The following is a 16,840-nucleotide window of genomic DNA, read 5'->3' as shown; positions in this document are numbered from 1 at the left end:
TTAAGCCAAATCGCGTGAGGTAGCCCAGCGGGTGAGCTGGTGGCGGTTGGACTGCTGGGTCTTGCGCAAAATGTTGGAGGCATGCGTCTCCACGGTCTTGACAGAGATAAACAACTGCTTGCCAATCTCGCGGTACGTATAGCCGCGGGCAAGCAGCCTTAAGACCTCCAGCTCACGGCGCGTCAGCGCATCCACCACTGGATCTTGGCCCTCCTCCGGCTCCGGGGCAGGCGCGCCGGAGGCAAAAGCATCAAGGACAAAACCTGCCAGCCGCGGCGAGAAATACGCGTCCCCACTATTGACCTGCGCTATCGCTTGGGCTAGGTCGGGGCCTGAAATATTCTTGGTGACATAGCCACGCGCGCCCGCCCGAATTAGCGCAATGACATCTTCTGCCGCATCCGACACGCTCAACGCCAAAAACACCGGCCGCGACGACTGCTGTGCCGTCGCATTCATGACGGCGAGGCCGCCGCCGTCGGGCATGTGAACGTCGAGAAGCACCACGTCCGGTGAGGTACGCGCAATGCCCTCCAGCGCCTCCGCAACGGTGCCCGCATCTCCGACGATCTCGATCTCCTCCGACACCGCCAGCTCCGCGCGCACGCCAGCGCGGAAGACAGAGTGATCATCAACCAGAAAGACCTTCACCATGCTCACAACGCTACCGTGAGCTCCACCTCGGTGCCCTCCCCCGGGGTCGAGGTAATTCTCACACGCCCACCGACACTCTCTACGCGCGCGCGAATACTCTCACGAATGCCGTGCCTATCAGCGGGAATGTCCTCCACCTCGAAACCCACTCCACGGTCACGGACAAAAATACTCAACTCGCCGGCCAACAACTCCGCATACACATCCACCATGTCCACGCCCGCATGTTTACCGGCATTCACCATGGCCTCGCGCGCTGCCTGGATAGCAAGCTTGGCGGACTCCGTCAGTTCCGCGTCCTCTCCCACCGTCACCGGGGAGACCCGCAGGTCGAAAAGGTCCTCCACCTCCCCACATGCCGCGTCGAGAGCTCCGAAACAGGTGGTGGGGGCGGACGAGGGGGCGTCGAAAAGCCAGGCCCGCAGCTCACGTTCTTGGGCACGCGCCAAGCGCGTCACCTCGCGCGGATCCTCCGCACGCTTCTGGATGAGCGCCAGCGTCTGCAGCACCGAATCGTGCAGGCGGGAGGCAATCTCCGTGCGTTCCTCCGACACCGCCTTCGCCGCCTGTTCCTGCGACAACGACCGCCACAGCTTGAGCACCAGCGGCACCACCAGCGCACCAAAACCCACCAACGTCAGCGCCGTAGCCACAATCGCCGAACCGGATCCGCTCTCCCACGTCACCGCCGCCACCACAACGCCCACGATGACCAACGCGGCACCAGCCACAACGCTCACCATGCCCACCGGCGTATTCAAGCCGCGGTCGTAGGCTAGCCACGCCAGGACCGCACCGACACCCACGGCAGCCAACGGCACCAATGCGCTTGGCGACGCCCCCGATACCCCCAACACCCCAATTACCCCTCCCACCAGCGCTAAGAACACCAGCAGGAGGGAGAAGGGGCTGCGGGAGGAGGGGCCGTCGTCAAGCGCAGGCGTGGACATCCACAGCCCGGCGTACACCATCGCGCCCACCCCGCCCATCACCGTCAGCACGGTAAGCGCAATGCGCACGTAGAGCACCGGAATCTGCAAATGCTGCGCGAGCCCCGCAGCCACGCCGGCCACCACGCGACCAGACTGGGGGCGCGACATCAACGGATACGGTGCCGCGTTCTCTGCAGGCACATAGGGCGAAGTCATAGTAGTTATAGTCGCACGGTGACCCCCGCACGCACATCAGGGACAACCCTGAGGTGGAAAAATCAGGGCGATTACCGATACCGCCACAAGGCCCCGCGCGGCACGATAAAAGCATGACGAAGAACAACACACTCAACCAGATGTGGTCGACCCGACCTGTCCGTATTCCTAAAAAGCAGGGCGGCGACGCCCACATCGCCGGTGTCTGCGAAGGCATCGCGGTGCGCTACCAGATTGATCCGACGATCGTGCGCGTGGCCTTTGTAGTCGCCACACTTGCTTTCGGCGGGGGCATCGCCGCCTACCTCACCGCATGGGCGCTCATGCCGCGCTATGGCTCGCCTTACTGCCCGCTCGATGCGGCCTTGGGCAAAGATGGTGCTAAGGAGGAGCAGGAGCTCGGCTGGATGCTGATTATTGGCGTCCTTCTTACCTTAAGCTCCGGCCCGTTATTTTTGAGCGGGCAATTCCTCAGCGGCCTTCCCCCCGCCGTGCTGACCTTTGGGCTGATGGCGCTGGCGTGGTACGCCCTGCATAGCCGTGAGCCGCTGCCGCCCAGCGGGCTGTTAGCGGCCGAACAGCCGGTGCGCGAAGAGCCGGTTGACCTCAACGCCTATAGCCCGGCGGAGGGCTTCCCCTTCCCGCCTGGGCGTAGGACTCCGCCGTCGTGGGATCCTCTCGGCGTAGTGCCCGATGCCTGGGACCTGCCGGAGCCGGGCCCGCGGGAAGAGCCGAAAAAGAAGCGCGGTTCGCAGTGGGCTGAGGCCGCGATTGCCCTCGGCGCTGTGGGAGCTGCCCTGACGGTTGCCTTCCTTGGGGTCTCCTTCCAGTCTGACGTCAAGAGCGATGAGTCCGGCTTTAGCGCCCGCTTTAACGTCGGTTCTCAGCACATCTCCCCCAACCATGAAGATGAGCTCGAAGAGTATTACGACCTGGGTATCGGCGAATCGACGGTAGACTTCAGCCAGCTCCACGACCTGAAAGACAAACACGACATCACCATCGATATCGGCATCGGCACCGTGGAGGTCATCCTCCCGAAGGACGTCCCGGTATCACTCACGTGTGACGGCGGCTTGGGCGAAAGCAACTGCGCGAACCGCCATGACGATGATGCGCTGCTGGATATCCACATCGACGAGGGCATCGGCGAGCTCACCGTCACCGGCTAAACTTGCCCGCATGATTCACTTCGGAAACGACTACCACCGCTCAGCCCACCCCCGCGTTCTGGAATCCATCGCGGAGGTGGGCGGCGTGCATTACGGCTATGGGGCCGATGAGCTATGCGCCGCGGCCGCCGATACCCTGCGCGCCGCCTGCCAGGCGCCGGATGCCGAGGTGCACTTCATGGTCGGCGGCACTCAGGCCAACGCCACGATTATCGCCTACCATCTGCGCCCCTGGGAGGCTGTCATCTCGGCCGATAGCGGGCACATCGCCACGCACGAGACGGGCGCCATCGAACACTCCGGCCACAAGGTCATTACCCTGCCGAACCAGCTGGGCAAGATCACCGCCGCGCAGGTCCGCGCGTGCGTGGAGGAGTACCGCACCTCCGGGATTGAGGAGCACATGCCCGAACCCGCGCTGGTCTACATCACGCAGCCCACTGAATACGGCACCACCTATACCCGCGCAGAACTCATCGACTTACGCAACGTCTGCAATGAGTACGAGTTGCGCCTGTTTGTCGACGGCGCCCGCCTCGGCTACGCCCTTTCTGCCGCGGATGTCACCCTGCCGGATCTCGCCGCGCTTGTCGACGTCTTCACCATCGGCGGCACCAAATGCGGTGCCCTCTTCGGCGAAGCCATCGTCTTCCCCGCAGGTGCACCGCGCTTTCGCCACGCCATGAAACAACACGGCGGTCTCCTGGCTAAAGGATGGTTGCTCGGCGCGCAGTTCTCCGCCCTCTTCAGCACGCCCGCTGAGACTGCAGCTCCGGCAACGCTCTACGAGCAGATCTGCGCCCGCGCCAATGCTCAGGCCCAACGCATCGCGGAGGCTTTCCGCGCCGTCGGCATCGACATGCTCTTTGACTCCCCCACCAACCAGCAGTTTGCACTTCTTACCCGCGAGCAGGAAGACCAACTCAAGGAAGACTTCGTGTGCGAATTCTTCGGCGAGCATGAGGATAAGCGCGTGGTGCGTTTCTGTACGGCGTGGTCGACGGAGGAGGGGGACGTCGATAAGCTGTGTACTGCGGTTTCTTCACTCAAGTAGCGCGATAGCTCGACCTGGTTTAGGCTGTGGCCTATGCAACTGGGGGGGTTACATTCAGGCACTAGCGCATGGTCTCGACGTGGTCGAGCAGTGCGCCGGTGTTACGCGCGCACAACTGGTTCAGATGGGCGCGCAGCCAGACTTCGCGGCGAAGCTTCTTAACCTGCACGAGGTGTACTTCGGCGACACCATGTTCCGCTCTCGGCAGCGCAAAGCGCGCCGCACGCGCCACGATGTGTTCACGCTCCTTGATATCGAGCGCTACTGTTCTCGGCTCAAGGCACGCAAGGCCTGGGAGCTGCGCCAACTGCTGGCCGCTACCCCGCGGGAGAAGATCGCCATAGTGGCAAAGGCGAAGCTCAAGGAATGGCGCCCACCCAAGGACCCCGCCCCGGGCGTGCGCGTGACGCGCCGGGAAGGCCGCAACCACACGCTGAGCATCACGGATAGCTCGTTGAACATCTCCAAGCTGCTGGCCGTGCTCAAGACGACCGATAAGGACTTGCTCACCGCGGCGCATACCGTGTTCCGCGGCGGGGGCGGCTCGGGTCAGAAGCTCCAATCCAACGTCATCGTGCGCCTCGATGAGATGGACCGCATCATTGACGGCGATGGTGAGGAGATTGAGCTGCAGCTGACCAACGGTGCCACGATGAGCGGTGCGGAGTTTGTGCGCGAAAAGCTTGCCGACGTCGGCCTCATCACCCTTATCCATCCCCACCACGGCCCCGTCAACCTCTACATGGCCAGCCGCTTTGCCAGCCCAAAGCAGCGCCTTGCTTTATCGGCGGAGCATCCTACGTGCGCGTGGCCTGGTTGCAATGCGCCTGCTGAGGATTCGCAGATTCATCACCTCATTCGCTTCCAAGATGGTGGGCCGACCAACATGGCCAATATGGTGCCGCTGTGTGCGTATCACAATGCGGTCAACGACGATGACCCGCAGCACCCAACTGGTCGCGGGCGCCTCGACCGCATCGACGGCCGCGTGCATTACCTGCCGCCGTGGGCGGGCCCGCCCGTTCCTATTCCCAGCCCCGCGCACCCGCCGCGCTCGTCCGCACCGCCTGGTGGTTCGGCCAGCCCTCGCCCGCCCGATCCACCGCCGGGTTAATCCTCGTTCCCCGCACCGTTTCACTGGCGCGCTCCGCCGGCGCGTTTCGCCGGCGCACCGCGCGTCCAAGCTTCCGACCAGCCGCCCACTGAGGAATAGTCCTCGGTGCGCGGCTACACGTGCGTGCCCACTCTAAAAGACCCGTTCAGGGAACTATTTCTTCGCCTTCACCGGGCTGGAATTAATGCATTATTGGAGCGCTGGGGAATCATCCCCTTCCGACTGAATACGGCCTGTTGCTAGCGTTCGGGTCATGAAATACTCCCTGATTCTTCCCTGTATCCTCGGCTGCGCGGCACTCGCCGCCTGCTCCCCTGCCACCGCCGTTGCCTTCAACCCCGGCGGAGCACATGCCGGCACGACAGACACCTGCGCCACCGAAAACGCTTACTTCCATACGCGCTATGGCCTCGGCGCTGAGGGAGCCACCGCTTTGCGCAGCGACGTCGTGCCCCGACTCTATTTCACCGTGACCGATGGCGGCTACAATCCCTGCGCACCTATCAGCTACTCCGTGCTGAGCGGTACATACGGCAACCTCAACGGGCCAGGCGGGCTCGGTTCGTCGATTGCCCAAGGCCTCATCGTCTGGTCGGGTTCGACCCCACTGGCCAACACCGGCGTGACGGCAGCCAGCATCGAGAATGTGCAGGTGCTAAGCGACGACACCCTCCAAGCCACCTTCGGCCGCCGCGGCGGCGCCACGGCAGAAGGAATCACGGAGCGCGCTACCGTTCAGCTCCAGATCCAAGGCGACCAGCTCGTGCCGATTAGTGGTGACATCGCGCTCTACAACGACATGATCAGCGGCCCGCCCACCATCATTCCCTAAACCGCGCAGCAACAACCGCAGGGCACAATGCACAGCGCGGCCGCGCCCTTGAGTCATTAGGGCACGGCCGCGCTACCGTGCGAAGGATTTTCATCCCACGCGTTTATTCCCACTCGATGGTTCCCGGTGGCTTCGACGTCACGTCGAGCACCACGCGGTTAACATCCTTGACCTCGTTGGTAATACGGGTGGAGATTTTCTCCAGCACGTCGTACGGCAGGCGAGTCCAGTCCGCGGTCATGGCGTCCTCGGAGGACACCGGGCGCAGGACGATTGGGTGGCCGTAGGTGCGGCCATCGCCTTGGACGCCGACCGAGCGGACGTCGGCAAGCAGCACCACCGGGCACTGCCAAATCTCGCCATCCAGGCCAGCGTTGGTCAGCTCAGTACGCGCGATGAGGTCCGCCTGACGCAAGGTCTCAAGACGCTCCTCGGTGACCTCACCAATGATGCGGATGCCCAGGCCCGGGCCCGGGAAAGGCTGGCGTGCCACGATTTCTTCCGGCAGGCCCAGTTCACGGCCCACCGCACGAACCTCGTCCTTGAAGAGCAGGCGCAGCGGCTCGACGAGCTCGAACTCGACGTCGTCAGGCAGGCCGCCCACGTTGTGGTGGGACTTAATGTTCGCGGTACCGTCACCGCCACCGGACTCCACCACGTCCGGGTAGAGCGTGCCCTGCACCAAGAAGGCGGCATCCTGGCCGTCCAGCGCCTGGTCGACGGCGCGCTCAAAGGAACGGATGAACTCCGCTCCGATGGCCTTACGCTTAGCCTCCGGCTCGGTCACGCCGGCCAGCTTGGAAAGGAAAGCCTCGCGCTCATCAGCGGTGATGAGCTTCGCGCCAGTCGACGCCACGAAATCCTTCTCCACCTGCTCACGCTCGCCCGCGCGCAGCAAGCCGTGGTCGACGAAGACACAGGTCAAACGGTCACCAATAGCGCGCTGCACCAGCGCCGCGGCCACCGCGGAATCCACACCACCAGACAGGGCACAAATCGCGCGGCCATCCTCACCAATCTGCTCACGCACATCCTCAATGAGGCGCTCCGCAATGTTCTCAGCAGTCCAGTTCTGCTCCAGGCCAGCCACCTCGGTAAGGAAGCGGGTAAGTACCTCCTGGCCGTGCGGCGAGTGCAGGACCTCCGGGTGGTACTGCACGCCTGCCATCTTCTTGGACAAGCACTCCATGGCCGCCACTGGCGCACCATCGGAAGAGGCAGTCACCTCGAAGCCTTCCGGGGCTTCAGAGACCGAATCGCCGTGGGACATCCACACCTTGTGGGTTTCCTCCAGGCCCTTATGCAGCACGCCGCCGGACACGGTCATGTCCGTGCGGCCATACTCGCGAGCACCAGTGGCGGCCACGGTGCCGCCAAGGACACGGGTCATGGACTGGAAGCCATAGCAGATGCCAAAGACCGGAATGCCGAGCTCGAGCAGCTCCGGCTTGAGCTCCGGGGCGCCGTCGGCATACACCGAAGACGGCCCGCCGGAAAGAATCAGCGCAGCCGGGTTTTTGGCTTTGATGTCTTCTACCGACGCAGAGTTGGGGACAACCTCGGAGTAGATGTTGGCCTCACGCACGCGGCGGGCGATGAGCTGCGCGTACTGGGCGCCAAAGTCCACCACGAGGACAGGACGCGGGGTTGTATTTGGGGTAGTCACGGCCACCAGTTTAACGCAGTGCCCCTTTCGCAGTGAATGTCGAGGGAATGTAGGACAATAGCCCGCATGACCAACCCGCTCGCTATCCTGTGCGTCATTGGCTCATGCATCTCGCTGCAGCTGGGCGCGAGCCTAGCCATCCAGCTCTTTCCTCATGCGGGCACGTGGGGAACGGCGTCGATGCGTTTGCTGATGGCCCCGGCAATCCTGTTGCTCATCGCACGCCCCAAGGTGCATACGTGGAACCGGGAAAAGTGGATCTCGGCTGCCGTGTTTGGTGTGTCGTTGGGGTTGATGAATGGCTTCTTCTACGCGGGCATCGAGGTGGTTACGCTAGGCCCCGCGGTAACCATTGAGTTCATGGGCCCATTGCTGTTCGTGGCGTTGGAAACGGGCGTGCTGGCATCACTGATCCCCTACTCACTCGAGTTCATCGCTCTTAAGCGCCTTGCCCCACTGTGTTTTCCATCCTCATCGCCCTCGAGCCGGTGTTCGCTGCCTTCTTCGGCTGGCTGCTCCTATCCCAGGGCGTGACCGCGCTAAAGCTCACGGCCATTGCCTTGGTGGTGTTGGCATCGGTTGTCCAAACGATGGTGCCGGCGCGCGGGCGCATCATTTTGCGCACAATTGCACTGCGCCCGCGAGCCCCATGGCGCTTCCGCCGCCCGCAGAACTAACGGACGGCCAGGCCCACCTTCTGGAAGGACTTCAGGTCCGTGTAGCCGCACTTGGCCATAGCGCGCTTGAGGCCACCGACGAGGTTGAGCTCACCCAGTGGCTCATTGGATGGGCCATGCACGACGACCTCGAGGGACGGCGATCCCGCTGGGACATCCTCGTCGGCGGCGGCGCCGAGGAGGGTGCCAGCCACGCCAACCGGCTCGATGACGCCGCGCGGGAAACGCGGGTGTCCGGCCGTCGACGGCCAGTACCAGCCCTTACCGCCTGCCTCCGCCGCACGCGCGAGGACCGGGCCCAGAACGACGCCATCGGCGCCACAGGCAATGGCCTTGGCGATGTCTGCGGAGGTGTGAATGTCGCCGTCGGCAAGCACATGCACGTAGCGGCCGCCAGTTTCATCCAGGTAGTCGCGGCGAGCGGCCGCAACGTCTGCGATGGTGGTCGCCATCGGGATATCAATGCCGAGCGTTTCCGGGTTAGTGTTCACGCCGGAGCCGACGATGATGCCGGCCGCACCCGCGCGCATGAGATGCAGGGCCGTGGTGTAATCCGCCACGCCACCAGCAATAACTGGGGTGTCCAGCGAACCGATGAATTCCTTGAGGTTGAGCGGCTCGCCGCCGGTCTGCACATGCTCGGCGGAAATCAGGGTGCCGTGGATGAACAGCAGCTCCGCGCCGGCCTTAATGACCACGGGCGCCAACTCGCGGGCCCGCTGCGGAGACACGCGCACGGCCACGGTCACGCCGGAATCGCGCACCTGCGCGATGCGCTCGGCCAGCAGCTCTTCATTGAGGGGCGCAGCATGCAGCTCCTGCAGCGTAGACAGGTCGCCGAAGTTCTCCGTCACGCGGGCAATCGCGCCCTCTAAGTCCTCGTGGCGGCCCCACAGGCCCTCTGCGTTGATGACACCAAGGCCTCCCTGCTTGCCCATCTCAATGACAAACTCGGGAGTGGCAAGAGCATCAGTCGGCGCCGAGACGAACGGAACGTCGAAGGTGTAGGCGTCAATATTCCACGAGGTGTCCACGTCCTTGGAGGAACGCGTACGACGGGTGGGCACCAGGGACACCTGGCTGAGGTCATAGGTGCGGCGTGCCTCACGGCCGACGCCAATTTCTACGTAGTCGCGCATGATGAGTCCTTAACGGTAGTTCGGAGCTTCGACGATCTGCTGAAGGTGGTGCGGGTGAGATTCCTTAAGGCCCGCAGCGGTGATTTGGACAAACTGCTTGGTCTTCAGCTCGGCCAAGGTGGCGGAACCGGTGTAGCCCATGGAAGCACGCAGGCCGCCGACAATCTGGTGAACGATGGCATCAATGTCACCGCGGAACGGCACGCGGCCCTCCACACCTTCCGGCACCAGCTTGTCCTCGCTGCGCACATCCGCCTGGAAGTAACGGTCCTTAGAGTAGGAACGCTTCTCACCCGTGAGCCCGCGGCCCTGCATCGCACCCATGGAGCCCATGCCACGATAGCGCTTGTACTGCTTACCCTGGACCACGACGATATCGCCCGGAGACTCGGTAGTGCCCGCCAGCATGGAGCCCAGCATGACGGCATCCGCACCGGCGGCCAGCGCCTTGGCAATATCACCGGAGTACTGCATACCGCCGTCCGCAATGACCGGCACGCCCGCCGGACCAGCCTCGGCGGCGGCTTCCATAATGGCGGTAATCTGCGGCGCGCCCACGCCCGCCACGACGCGGGTAGTACAGATAGAGCCGGGGCCAATACCCACCTTGATGGCATCCGCGCCGGCCTCAATCATGTCGCGCGCAGCAGCACGGGTGGCCAGGTTGCCACCGATGACGTCGACGCGATCACCGAAGTCCTTCTGCACGCGGGAGACCATCTCGAGCACACGGTTGTTATGGGCGTGGGCGGAATCGACGACGAGGACGTCCACGGAGGCGTCGACAAGCTGGCCCGCGCGCTGGTAAGACTCCTCACCGGTACCGATACCTGCCGCCACGAGCAGGCGCCCAGAGCTGTCCTTGGAGGCATTCGGGAACTGCTCAGTCTTGACAAAGTCCTTGACGGTGATGAGGCCGACGAGCTTGTTGTCATCATCGACGATGGGCAGCTTCTCCACCTTATTAGCGGACAACAGCGCCAGCGCCTCCTCCTTGCTGACGCCTTCCTTGGCCACAACCAGCGGCATCGGCGTCATAATCTCGGAGACGGTGCGGGAAAAATCCGGCTCGAAGCGCATGTCACGGTTGGTGCAGATACCCACGAGGACGCCCTGCTTATCGACGACCGGCAGGCCCGAAATCCGATACCGCGCGCACAGCGTATCGATTTCGTCGATAGTCATGTCCGGGGTGGCAGTCACGGGATCGGTGACCATGCCGGATTCGGAACGCTTCACAATCTCGACCTGTTGCGCCTGGTCCTCAGCGGACAGGTTGCGGTGCAAGACACCAATACCACCCTGGCGGGCCATGCCGATGGCCATGCGGGCCTCGGTCACCGTATCCATCGCAGCGGAGGCCAGTGGCACTCCGAGGCGAATGTTGCGGGTGAACTGCGCCGAGGTATCCACCTCGGAGGGAACGACGTTGGATTCTGCCGGAAGCAGCAAGACGTCATCGAACGTGAGGCCGTAGAGTGCAATCTTGTCGGGGTTGTCTCCGCCGGTGTGGACGTGGCTCATGAGGGTAAAGCTCTCCTAAACTGACCGAATAGTTGTATGCGGTGATCCTCACTGTAGTGCGTGTGCAGCCCATAGTGGTAGCCGTACCCACGCAAGAGAATTGCTATGCGGCCGCAGAGTCAATAGGCTCGCAGACGTGAACTTTTTCGCCAACATGCCCCGCGATCCTTTCGCGGACGATCCGAACGACCCGGCTTCTTTCCTCGAGGAAGAGGACCACGTCGAACCGCTGTCCGAAGAGGACCGCCTCGGCGTCATTCATGATCTCGCCATGGTCCAGGAGTTTGCGCGTGTCTTAAGCCCGCGCGGCATCGACGGCATTTTCTTCTTCTGCGAAGACTGCGAGGAAAACCACTTCTACGAGTGGCACATCTTGGCCGCCAATATGCAGGCCACCCTCCAGGGACAGTTGGCACCGGTCCATGAGCCAGGCGCGGAGCCGGACCCGGCGCGGTATGTGCCGTGGGATTATGCGGTGGGCTATCTCGACGGTATGGATTCGCGCTACTAGCGCGCGGTTGGACACATAAAAAGAACCTCTCCCCCAATGGTGTGCGGGGAAGAGGTTCTTTTTGTTTTACTGCTGGAACTGCGCCGGCGGGAGGCCGTTGCCCTCCGGCGCGTCCTCGGGTGCCGTATCCGGTGCCGGCTGCTGCGGGGCTTGCTCGCCACCGCCCGGTTCAGCGGGCTCCGGGTAGTTCTGCGCCGGTGGGCTCAGAGGGTTGCCTACCGAGACCGTGCTCGTGACCACGACGGTAGAGACCGCAGTCTGGGTCTGCGTCACAGTCACCGGCTCCTGCGGCGGCTGCTCCTCTTCCACCGGGGCGGGCTTCTCGACGGTCTGCGTTGCCGTCACCGTGGCGCGCGGCTGCGGCTTGGCCGGGCGCTCAGGCTGCTCTGCGCGTTCCTGCTTGGCTTGGTCCACCATCTTGCGGGCTTCTTCCAGCAGCTGGCGGGTACCGTCCATGTCTCCTTGAGCCGAGCGCTTCTCCATTTCATCGAGCGTGCCAGCTAGCTCCACGACGGAGACGTCGTGGTCTTCCGCACCGAAGAGAGACTGGTTAACACCATAAAGCGGGGAACCTGGGCCAGCATTAACAATCACCGCGCCGGAGCCGGCGATGAGTAGTGTTGCCGCGGCCGCGCCGATGAGGCCGTGCATGAGAGGCTTGCTGCGACGGCGACGGCGCGCAGAGGCCAGGGAGATAACGGCAGGTTCTTCGTCTGCGCCTTCGATAAGCGGAGCCGGGGGCATCTGCTTATCGACGTCCCCACGCAGCTCCAACAGGAGCCCCGCCAACTCATCGTCGCCGCCCGTGGGGTCAATGCCTTCGGAGAGACTGGTGAGGAATGCATCATCGTCAACCAAGGGCTGCAGCTGCTCAGCGACGCCCTGCTGAGCCTGGTCCTTCTTTGCCATGATGTCCTCCCTTCCTTGATAGAGAATGTTGTGAAATTGTCCGTGCCAAGTGCCGTTTACTCAGTCCGCGCGCGAATCGAGAGACTTGCGCAATTGCGCCAGCGCACGATGCTGTGCCACGCGGACTGCGCCAGGGGTTGATTCCACAATCTCAGCGGTTTCCTCTGCCGACAGTCCGACGAACACTCGCAAAATGATGATGTCCCGGGCCTTGTCACTTAACGTATCGAGCAACGCACGCACTCTGTTACTACCGTCCATGACCAGCGCGGATTCTTCCGGGGTGGCGTCGTCAGCCGCGTCTTCAGGAACCTCGTCGGTGGGGTTGGTCTGGTCGCGGCTGAGTGCGCGGTGGGCGTCGGTGACCTTGTGGGAGGCGATGCCGTACACGTAGGCCATAAAGGGGCGGCCTTTGTCCTTGTACGTGCTTATCGACGTCGCCACGGCCAAGCAGATCTCCTGTGCTACATCCTCCGCCGTGGGTTGGCGGTGGCCGCCGATGCGCGCGCGGCAATAGCGCAGGACCTGCGGGTGGATGATGCGCATGATGTCCTGCAGGGCGCGGCGGCTACCGTCGACAGCCAGCGGAACGAGGTCCGCCAATTCCTTTTCGCTGTCGCGCTTCGATGCCGTTGCCGCATCGCTCGCGCCTGTAGCTTTGGTAGCCACTGCCATCCTTACTTGTTCTTCTTGCCGTATTACTCTTTATTTCTTCACGTTGTGCACGAATATCATGTCACACCCACGGGCTGAATCCCGAAACGACGGGCATATTCCCCACTCTTTGCCCATCATAAAAAAGTTCATACACCGTTCACCTTCAACATAAACGCAGGTCAATCCACACAAAACCGGCCATAGTGGTGCTGTTATACCTGAATGTCAACAATGCGTAACGTGTCGTTTACCCAAGGCAGTCACACTTCATTCTCGTCTCACCCCGGCACTCACGGAGTCATGGTTTCTGTGGCAGTCGTGTTCCTCGTGTCCGGGCGCTCTATCTTTGACGAAGGAGAATCGAACGTGTCTCAGTCATTCCTGCTCCCCGGGCCGAATGCGGACTTTTGGGATTGGCAGCTCCAGGGCGCATGCCGTGGAGAAAACTCTGACGTGTTCTACCACCCGGACGGCGAGCGCGGCCGCGCCCGCGCGCAGCGTGAAAACCGCGCCAAGGCCATCTGCCACACCTGCCCGGTCATCGAGCTGTGCCGCGAGCATGCACTGGCTTCCGGCGAGCCTTATGGCGTCTGGGGCGGAATGAGCGAATCCGAGCGCGTGGTGGCCCTGCGCTCGCGCCGCACTCACGCCACCGTCAGCGCCTAAGCTCCCCATTACGTTGTTAGCAGTTCCACCTCGGGGCACCGTCTTCGAGCTGGGCTAGAAGCGACGTGGGCCAGATGACGGGCAGTCAACCTACCCGTGTCTAAGAACTCCCGCGGCGAACACGCAGCGACACTCTCGCCTCCCGCACAACCTGCGCCGGGGCCAGGGGCAACGATGTGATCCGCATGCGCCCGACCAAGCCGGTGGTGTTCAATGAGGATGAGGGTGGCGTCGGAAAGCGTCAGCAACGTATCGATGTCCTCGCGTGGCTCGTCGAGGCGTGGGGCGCACCACGGCCGCCCACACGCGACGAAAAGGCCCGCCGCCCCACGTCATTGCGGGGTGGCGGGCCTTCCTTACGGCAATGTGGGAAGCTCCTGCTTCCCACGCGCACGGTTTAGTGCGCGTGCGCGTGGCCGGCCTGTGCCGGTTCTTCCTCGGCAGGCTTTTCCACAACGGAAGCCTCGGTGGTGAGAACCATGCGGGCCACGGAGGCGGCGTTCACGACGGCGGAGTGGGTTACCTTCACCGGGTCGATGATGCCCTGCTCCAGCAGGTTGCCGTACTCCAGGGTGGCGGCGTTGAAGCCTTCACCGTTGGGAAGCTCGGCAACGCGGGCCACCACGACGGAGCCGTCGAGGCCGGCGTTCTCAGCGATCCAGTAGGCCGGGCGGGTCAGCGCGCGGGATACTGCCAGCACACCAATCTTGGCCTCGCCCTCGAAGTCCTCAGCGAAGGACTCGAGCTCCTTGGAGATCTGGACCAGTGCGGAACCGCCACCGGCGATGACGCCTTCTTCAACGGCCGCGCGGGCGGCGTTGATGGCGTCCTCGACGCGCAGCTTGCGCTCGTTGACCTCGGTCTCGGTAGCGGCGCCAACGCGGATGACAGCAACGCCGCCAGACAGCTTGGCCAGACGCTCCTCGAGTTTTTCCTTATCCCAGGTGGAGTCGGTGCGCTCGATTTCGCGGCGCAGCTGCTCGCGGCGCTCCTCGACGGCCTCAGCGGTACCGGCACCATCCACGATCACGGTGTCTTCCTTAGACACGGTGACGCGACGTGCAGAACCGAGCACCTCGGGGCCGACCTCCTTGAGGTTGATGCCAACCTCCGGATCGACGACGGTAGCGCCGGTAACAACGGCCAGGTCGTCCATGAACCCCTTGCGACGCTCGCCGAAGTACGGGGACTTCACGGCGGCGACCTTGAGGACCTTGCGGATGGAGTTCACCACGAGCGCCTGCAGCGGCTCGCCCTCGATGTCCTCAGCAATGATGAGGGTCGGGCGCGAGGACTCCGCGATCTTCTCCAGCAGCGGCAAGAAGTCCGGCAGGGAGGAGATCTTGTTGCGGACAAGGAGAATTGAGGCGTCGTCAAGCACGGCGTTATAGGTCTCCTCCTCCGTTGCGAAGTAAGGGGAGAGGTAGCCCTTGTCGAAGGAGATACCCTCGGTCACGTCCACAGCAGACTCGATGGTCTGGGACTCCTCGACGGTCACGACGCCGTCCTTGCCCACCTTGTCCATCGCACCAGCGACCATCTCGCCGACTTCCGCATCGCGGGAGGACACGGTAGCAACCTGGGAAATCTCCGCAGAAGAGTTCACCGGGGTGGCGCGCTTCTTGAGCTCCTCGACGACCTTCTCAGCCGCCGCCTCGATGCCCTTGTTGAGCTCCACCGGGTTAGCGCCGGCAGCAACGTTGCGCAGGCCTTCAAAGACGAGCGCTTGGGCCAGCAAGGTGGCGGTGGTGGTGCCGTCACCAGCGATGTCATTGGTCTTGACGGCCACGGACTTCACCAGCTGGGCGCCAAGGTTCTCAAACGGGTCGTCGAGGTCAATGTCGCGGGCGATGGTGACGCCGTCGTTGGTGACGGTCGGGCCACCGAAGGCCTTGGACAGCACGACGTTGCGGCCGCGGGGGCCGAGGGTGACCTTGACGGCGTCGGCAAGCGTGTCCACACCGCGCTGGATGCCCTCGCGGGCCTCCTGGTCAAATGCAATCAGCTTTGGCATAGGGTTAATCGCCTACTTCTCGATGACAGCGAGCAGGTCACGGGCAGACAGCAGGAGGTACTCCTGGCCGTCGTACTTCAGCTCGGTGCCGCCGTACTTGGAGAAGATGACGGTGTCACCCTCGTTAACGCCAACCGGAACAACCTCGCCCTTGTCGTTGGTGCGGCCCGGGCCTACGGCTACGACGGTGGCCTCCTGCGGCTTCTCCTTTGCGGAGTCCGGGATGACCAGACCGGATGCAGTGGTGGTCTCAGCTTCAACGATCTGGACGAGGACCTTGTCCTCCAGCGGCTTGATGTTTGCCATGATGATTCCTCCGAATTGTTCCTAGTGCACGTCCACATGGACGTGCGCGTGCCGGTTGTGGCTAGCCCAGCACAGCCGTCGTCGCGGGTGAACAACTGTGGGTCAAAACAACCTGACTAGCACTCTACCCGCGCGACTGCTAGCCCTCAACGTTGTGGGCCGCTAACCCGTTCGCCCTCCGCGAACGCCAGCTCTCGCGCGCGCGAGAGTTATCACGATTCGCCTCACGACCTCGACTAATGCAAAAGCAAGAACGCGCCAAGTGTGAAAACAAAAAGACGCGCGGGCCCAGTAGGGGCCGTTGCGTCGTGGGAGGGGAGCTAGCGCGGTTTAGACCTGCTTGTCAGAGTTGATGACAGCCGCGCGCCACAGCTGGTACTCCTCCGGGTTGTCTTCGCGGTAGGTCTTCACCGCGCGGATGCCGTACTCGACGGCTTCCTTGACCTCGTCGATGTTCTTGTCATCGCCATCAGCGGCGACGAAAATAACCGGTCCGCAGATGGAGCGGATCGGGTCCTGGAGGAAGGCAGAGTTGCCGGTATCAGCGGCGTTGCGGGCCAGCGACGCCACCGGGTTCGGGTCGGCGCCTTCGGCCTTGGCGTTCGGGTTAAACAGCGCGGCGTAGGTCTGGCCATCATCCTGGAAGGCAACAGAAACGCGGTCCTCGGTGGTACCGCCGAGGAACTGATTGGCGTGCTCGAGCTCGAACTCGATGGTGCGGCGGGACAGGTCCGGGTTGACGAGGAAACCAGTGGTCATGACGACAGCTCCTTGATTGGCGGGTGAGAAAGAGTCGC

The 16,840-nt window shown here is 63.2% G+C and carries 19 protein-coding genes; 9 read left to right on the top strand and 10 right to left on the bottom strand.

Annotated features, from left to right (window positions below; all coding sequences use genetic code 11):
* On the bottom strand, positions 1-654 hold the full coding sequence (locus NX84_RS03555; protein ID WP_039673852.1) for a response regulator: 654 nt from the start codon (positions 652-654) through the stop codon (positions 1-3).
* Between the two features lie 2 nt (positions 655-656).
* Positions 657-1,802 carry an ATP-binding protein gene (locus NX84_RS03550; protein WP_039673850.1) on the bottom strand — a complete coding sequence of 382 codons (1,146 nt, stop codon included), beginning with the start codon at positions 1,800-1,802 and terminating at the stop codon, positions 657-659.
* Between the two features lie 113 nt (positions 1,803-1,915).
* Between NX84_RS03550 and NX84_RS03545 the strand changes: the two genes are divergently transcribed.
* The 4 genes from NX84_RS03545 (at position 1,916) to NX84_RS12335 (ending at position 5,974) form a co-directional block, all read left to right on the top strand.
* A complete protein-coding gene (locus NX84_RS03545) occupies positions 1,916-2,974 on the top strand; it encodes a PspC domain-containing protein (RefSeq protein ID WP_039673848.1) in 1,059 nt (352 codons plus the stop codon).
* Between the two features lie 10 nt (positions 2,975-2,984).
* On the top strand, positions 2,985-4,028 hold the full coding sequence (locus NX84_RS03540; RefSeq protein WP_039673846.1) for a threonine aldolase family protein: 1,044 nt from the start codon (positions 2,985-2,987) through the stop codon (positions 4,026-4,028).
* A 79-nt stretch (positions 4,029-4,107) separates the two neighbouring features.
* A complete protein-coding gene (locus tag NX84_RS03535) occupies positions 4,108-5,142 on the top strand; it encodes an HNH endonuclease signature motif containing protein (RefSeq protein WP_231913709.1) in 1,035 nt (344 codons plus the stop codon).
* Between the two features lie 253 nt (positions 5,143-5,395).
* The gene (locus NX84_RS12335; protein WP_052319646.1) at positions 5,396-5,974 is read left to right on the top strand and encodes a hypothetical protein; all 579 of its coding nucleotides are present in this window, start codon (positions 5,396-5,398) and stop codon (positions 5,972-5,974) included.
* A 103-nt stretch (positions 5,975-6,077) separates the two neighbouring features.
* Here NX84_RS12335 and guaA read toward each other — a convergent pair whose 3' ends face one another.
* Positions 6,078-7,640 carry a glutamine-hydrolyzing GMP synthase gene (guaA, locus tag NX84_RS03525; RefSeq protein ID WP_185948755.1) on the bottom strand — a complete coding sequence of 521 codons (1,563 nt, stop codon included), beginning with the start codon at positions 7,638-7,640 and terminating at the stop codon, positions 6,078-6,080.
* 66 nt (positions 7,641-7,706) lie between these two features.
* Between guaA and NX84_RS12505 the strand changes: the two genes are divergently transcribed.
* Positions 7,707-8,174: a DMT family transporter gene (locus NX84_RS12505; protein WP_231913710.1), complete on the top strand. Its 468-nt coding sequence runs from the start codon at positions 7,707-7,709 to the stop codon at positions 8,172-8,174.
* Entirely contained in the window at positions 8,171-8,317 is a 147-nt protein-coding gene (locus tag NX84_RS13110) for a hypothetical protein (protein ID WP_231913711.1), read from the top strand. The genes NX84_RS12505 and NX84_RS13110 overlap by 4 nt, the downstream gene beginning before the upstream one ends.
* Here NX84_RS13110 and NX84_RS03515 read toward each other — a convergent pair.
* The gene (locus tag NX84_RS03515) at positions 8,314-9,456 is read right to left on the bottom strand and encodes a GuaB3 family IMP dehydrogenase-related protein (RefSeq protein ID WP_039673841.1); all 1,143 of its coding nucleotides are present in this window, start codon (positions 9,454-9,456) and stop codon (positions 8,314-8,316) included. The two genes, NX84_RS13110 and NX84_RS03515, sit on opposite strands and share 4 nt — an antisense overlap.
* Before the next feature lie 9 nt (positions 9,457-9,465).
* Positions 9,466-10,980 carry an IMP dehydrogenase gene (gene guaB / locus NX84_RS03510; protein WP_039673839.1) on the bottom strand — a complete coding sequence of 505 codons (1,515 nt, stop codon included), beginning with the start codon at positions 10,978-10,980 and terminating at the stop codon, positions 9,466-9,468.
* Between the two features lie 136 nt (positions 10,981-11,116).
* Between guaB and NX84_RS03505 the strand changes: the two genes are divergently transcribed.
* Positions 11,117-11,491, top strand: a complete 375-nt coding sequence (locus NX84_RS03505; RefSeq protein WP_039673837.1) for a DUF5319 domain-containing protein — start codon at positions 11,117-11,119, stop codon at positions 11,489-11,491.
* 66 nt (positions 11,492-11,557) lie between these two features.
* On the opposite strand, the gene NX84_RS03500 is transcribed toward NX84_RS03505, so the two are convergent.
* Both NX84_RS03500 and NX84_RS03495 read right to left on the bottom strand, forming a co-directional pair.
* Positions 11,558-12,400, bottom strand: coding sequence for a hypothetical protein (locus NX84_RS03500; protein WP_039673835.1), 843 nt, complete (start codon positions 12,398-12,400; stop codon positions 11,558-11,560).
* Between the two features lie 60 nt (positions 12,401-12,460).
* The gene (locus tag NX84_RS03495) at positions 12,461-13,075 is read right to left on the bottom strand and encodes a sigma-70 family RNA polymerase sigma factor (protein ID WP_052319644.1); all 615 of its coding nucleotides are present in this window, start codon (positions 13,073-13,075) and stop codon (positions 12,461-12,463) included.
* 348 nt (positions 13,076-13,423) lie between these two features.
* Here NX84_RS03495 and NX84_RS03490 point away from each other — a divergent pair, with 348 nt between their 5' ends.
* The gene (locus tag NX84_RS03490; protein ID WP_039674337.1) at positions 13,424-13,723 is read left to right on the top strand and encodes a WhiB family transcriptional regulator; all 300 of its coding nucleotides are present in this window, start codon (positions 13,424-13,426) and stop codon (positions 13,721-13,723) included.
* A gap of 185 nt (positions 13,724-13,908) precedes the next feature.
* A complete protein-coding gene (locus NX84_RS12765; protein ID WP_126297596.1) occupies positions 13,909-14,124 on the top strand; it encodes a hypothetical protein in 216 nt (71 codons plus the stop codon).
* On the opposite strand, the gene groL is transcribed toward NX84_RS12765, so the two are convergent.
* The 3 genes from groL to NX84_RS03475 form a co-directional block, all read right to left on the bottom strand.
* On the bottom strand, positions 14,121-15,737 hold the full coding sequence (gene groL / locus NX84_RS03485; RefSeq protein ID WP_039673833.1) for a chaperonin GroEL: 1,617 nt from the start codon (positions 15,735-15,737) through the stop codon (positions 14,121-14,123). The two genes, NX84_RS12765 and groL, sit on opposite strands and share 4 nt — an antisense overlap.
* Positions 15,738-15,749: 12 nt before the next feature.
* Positions 15,750-16,049 carry a co-chaperone GroES gene (gene groES, locus NX84_RS03480; protein ID WP_167595557.1) on the bottom strand — a complete coding sequence of 100 codons (300 nt, stop codon included), beginning with the start codon at positions 16,047-16,049 and terminating at the stop codon, positions 15,750-15,752.
* A gap of 324 nt (positions 16,050-16,373) precedes the next feature.
* Positions 16,374-16,802, bottom strand: a complete 429-nt coding sequence (locus NX84_RS03475) for a hypothetical protein (protein WP_039673829.1) — start codon at positions 16,800-16,802, stop codon at positions 16,374-16,376.
* Positions 16,803-16,840 lie beyond the last annotated feature (38 nt).

The organism is Corynebacterium minutissimum (assembly GCF_000805675.1).
Lineage (GTDB): Bacteria > Actinomycetota > Actinomycetes > Mycobacteriales > Mycobacteriaceae > Corynebacterium > Corynebacterium minutissimum.
Note: the sequence above shows the minus strand (reverse complement) of the source record. Positions and strands in the feature narration are given on the sequence as shown.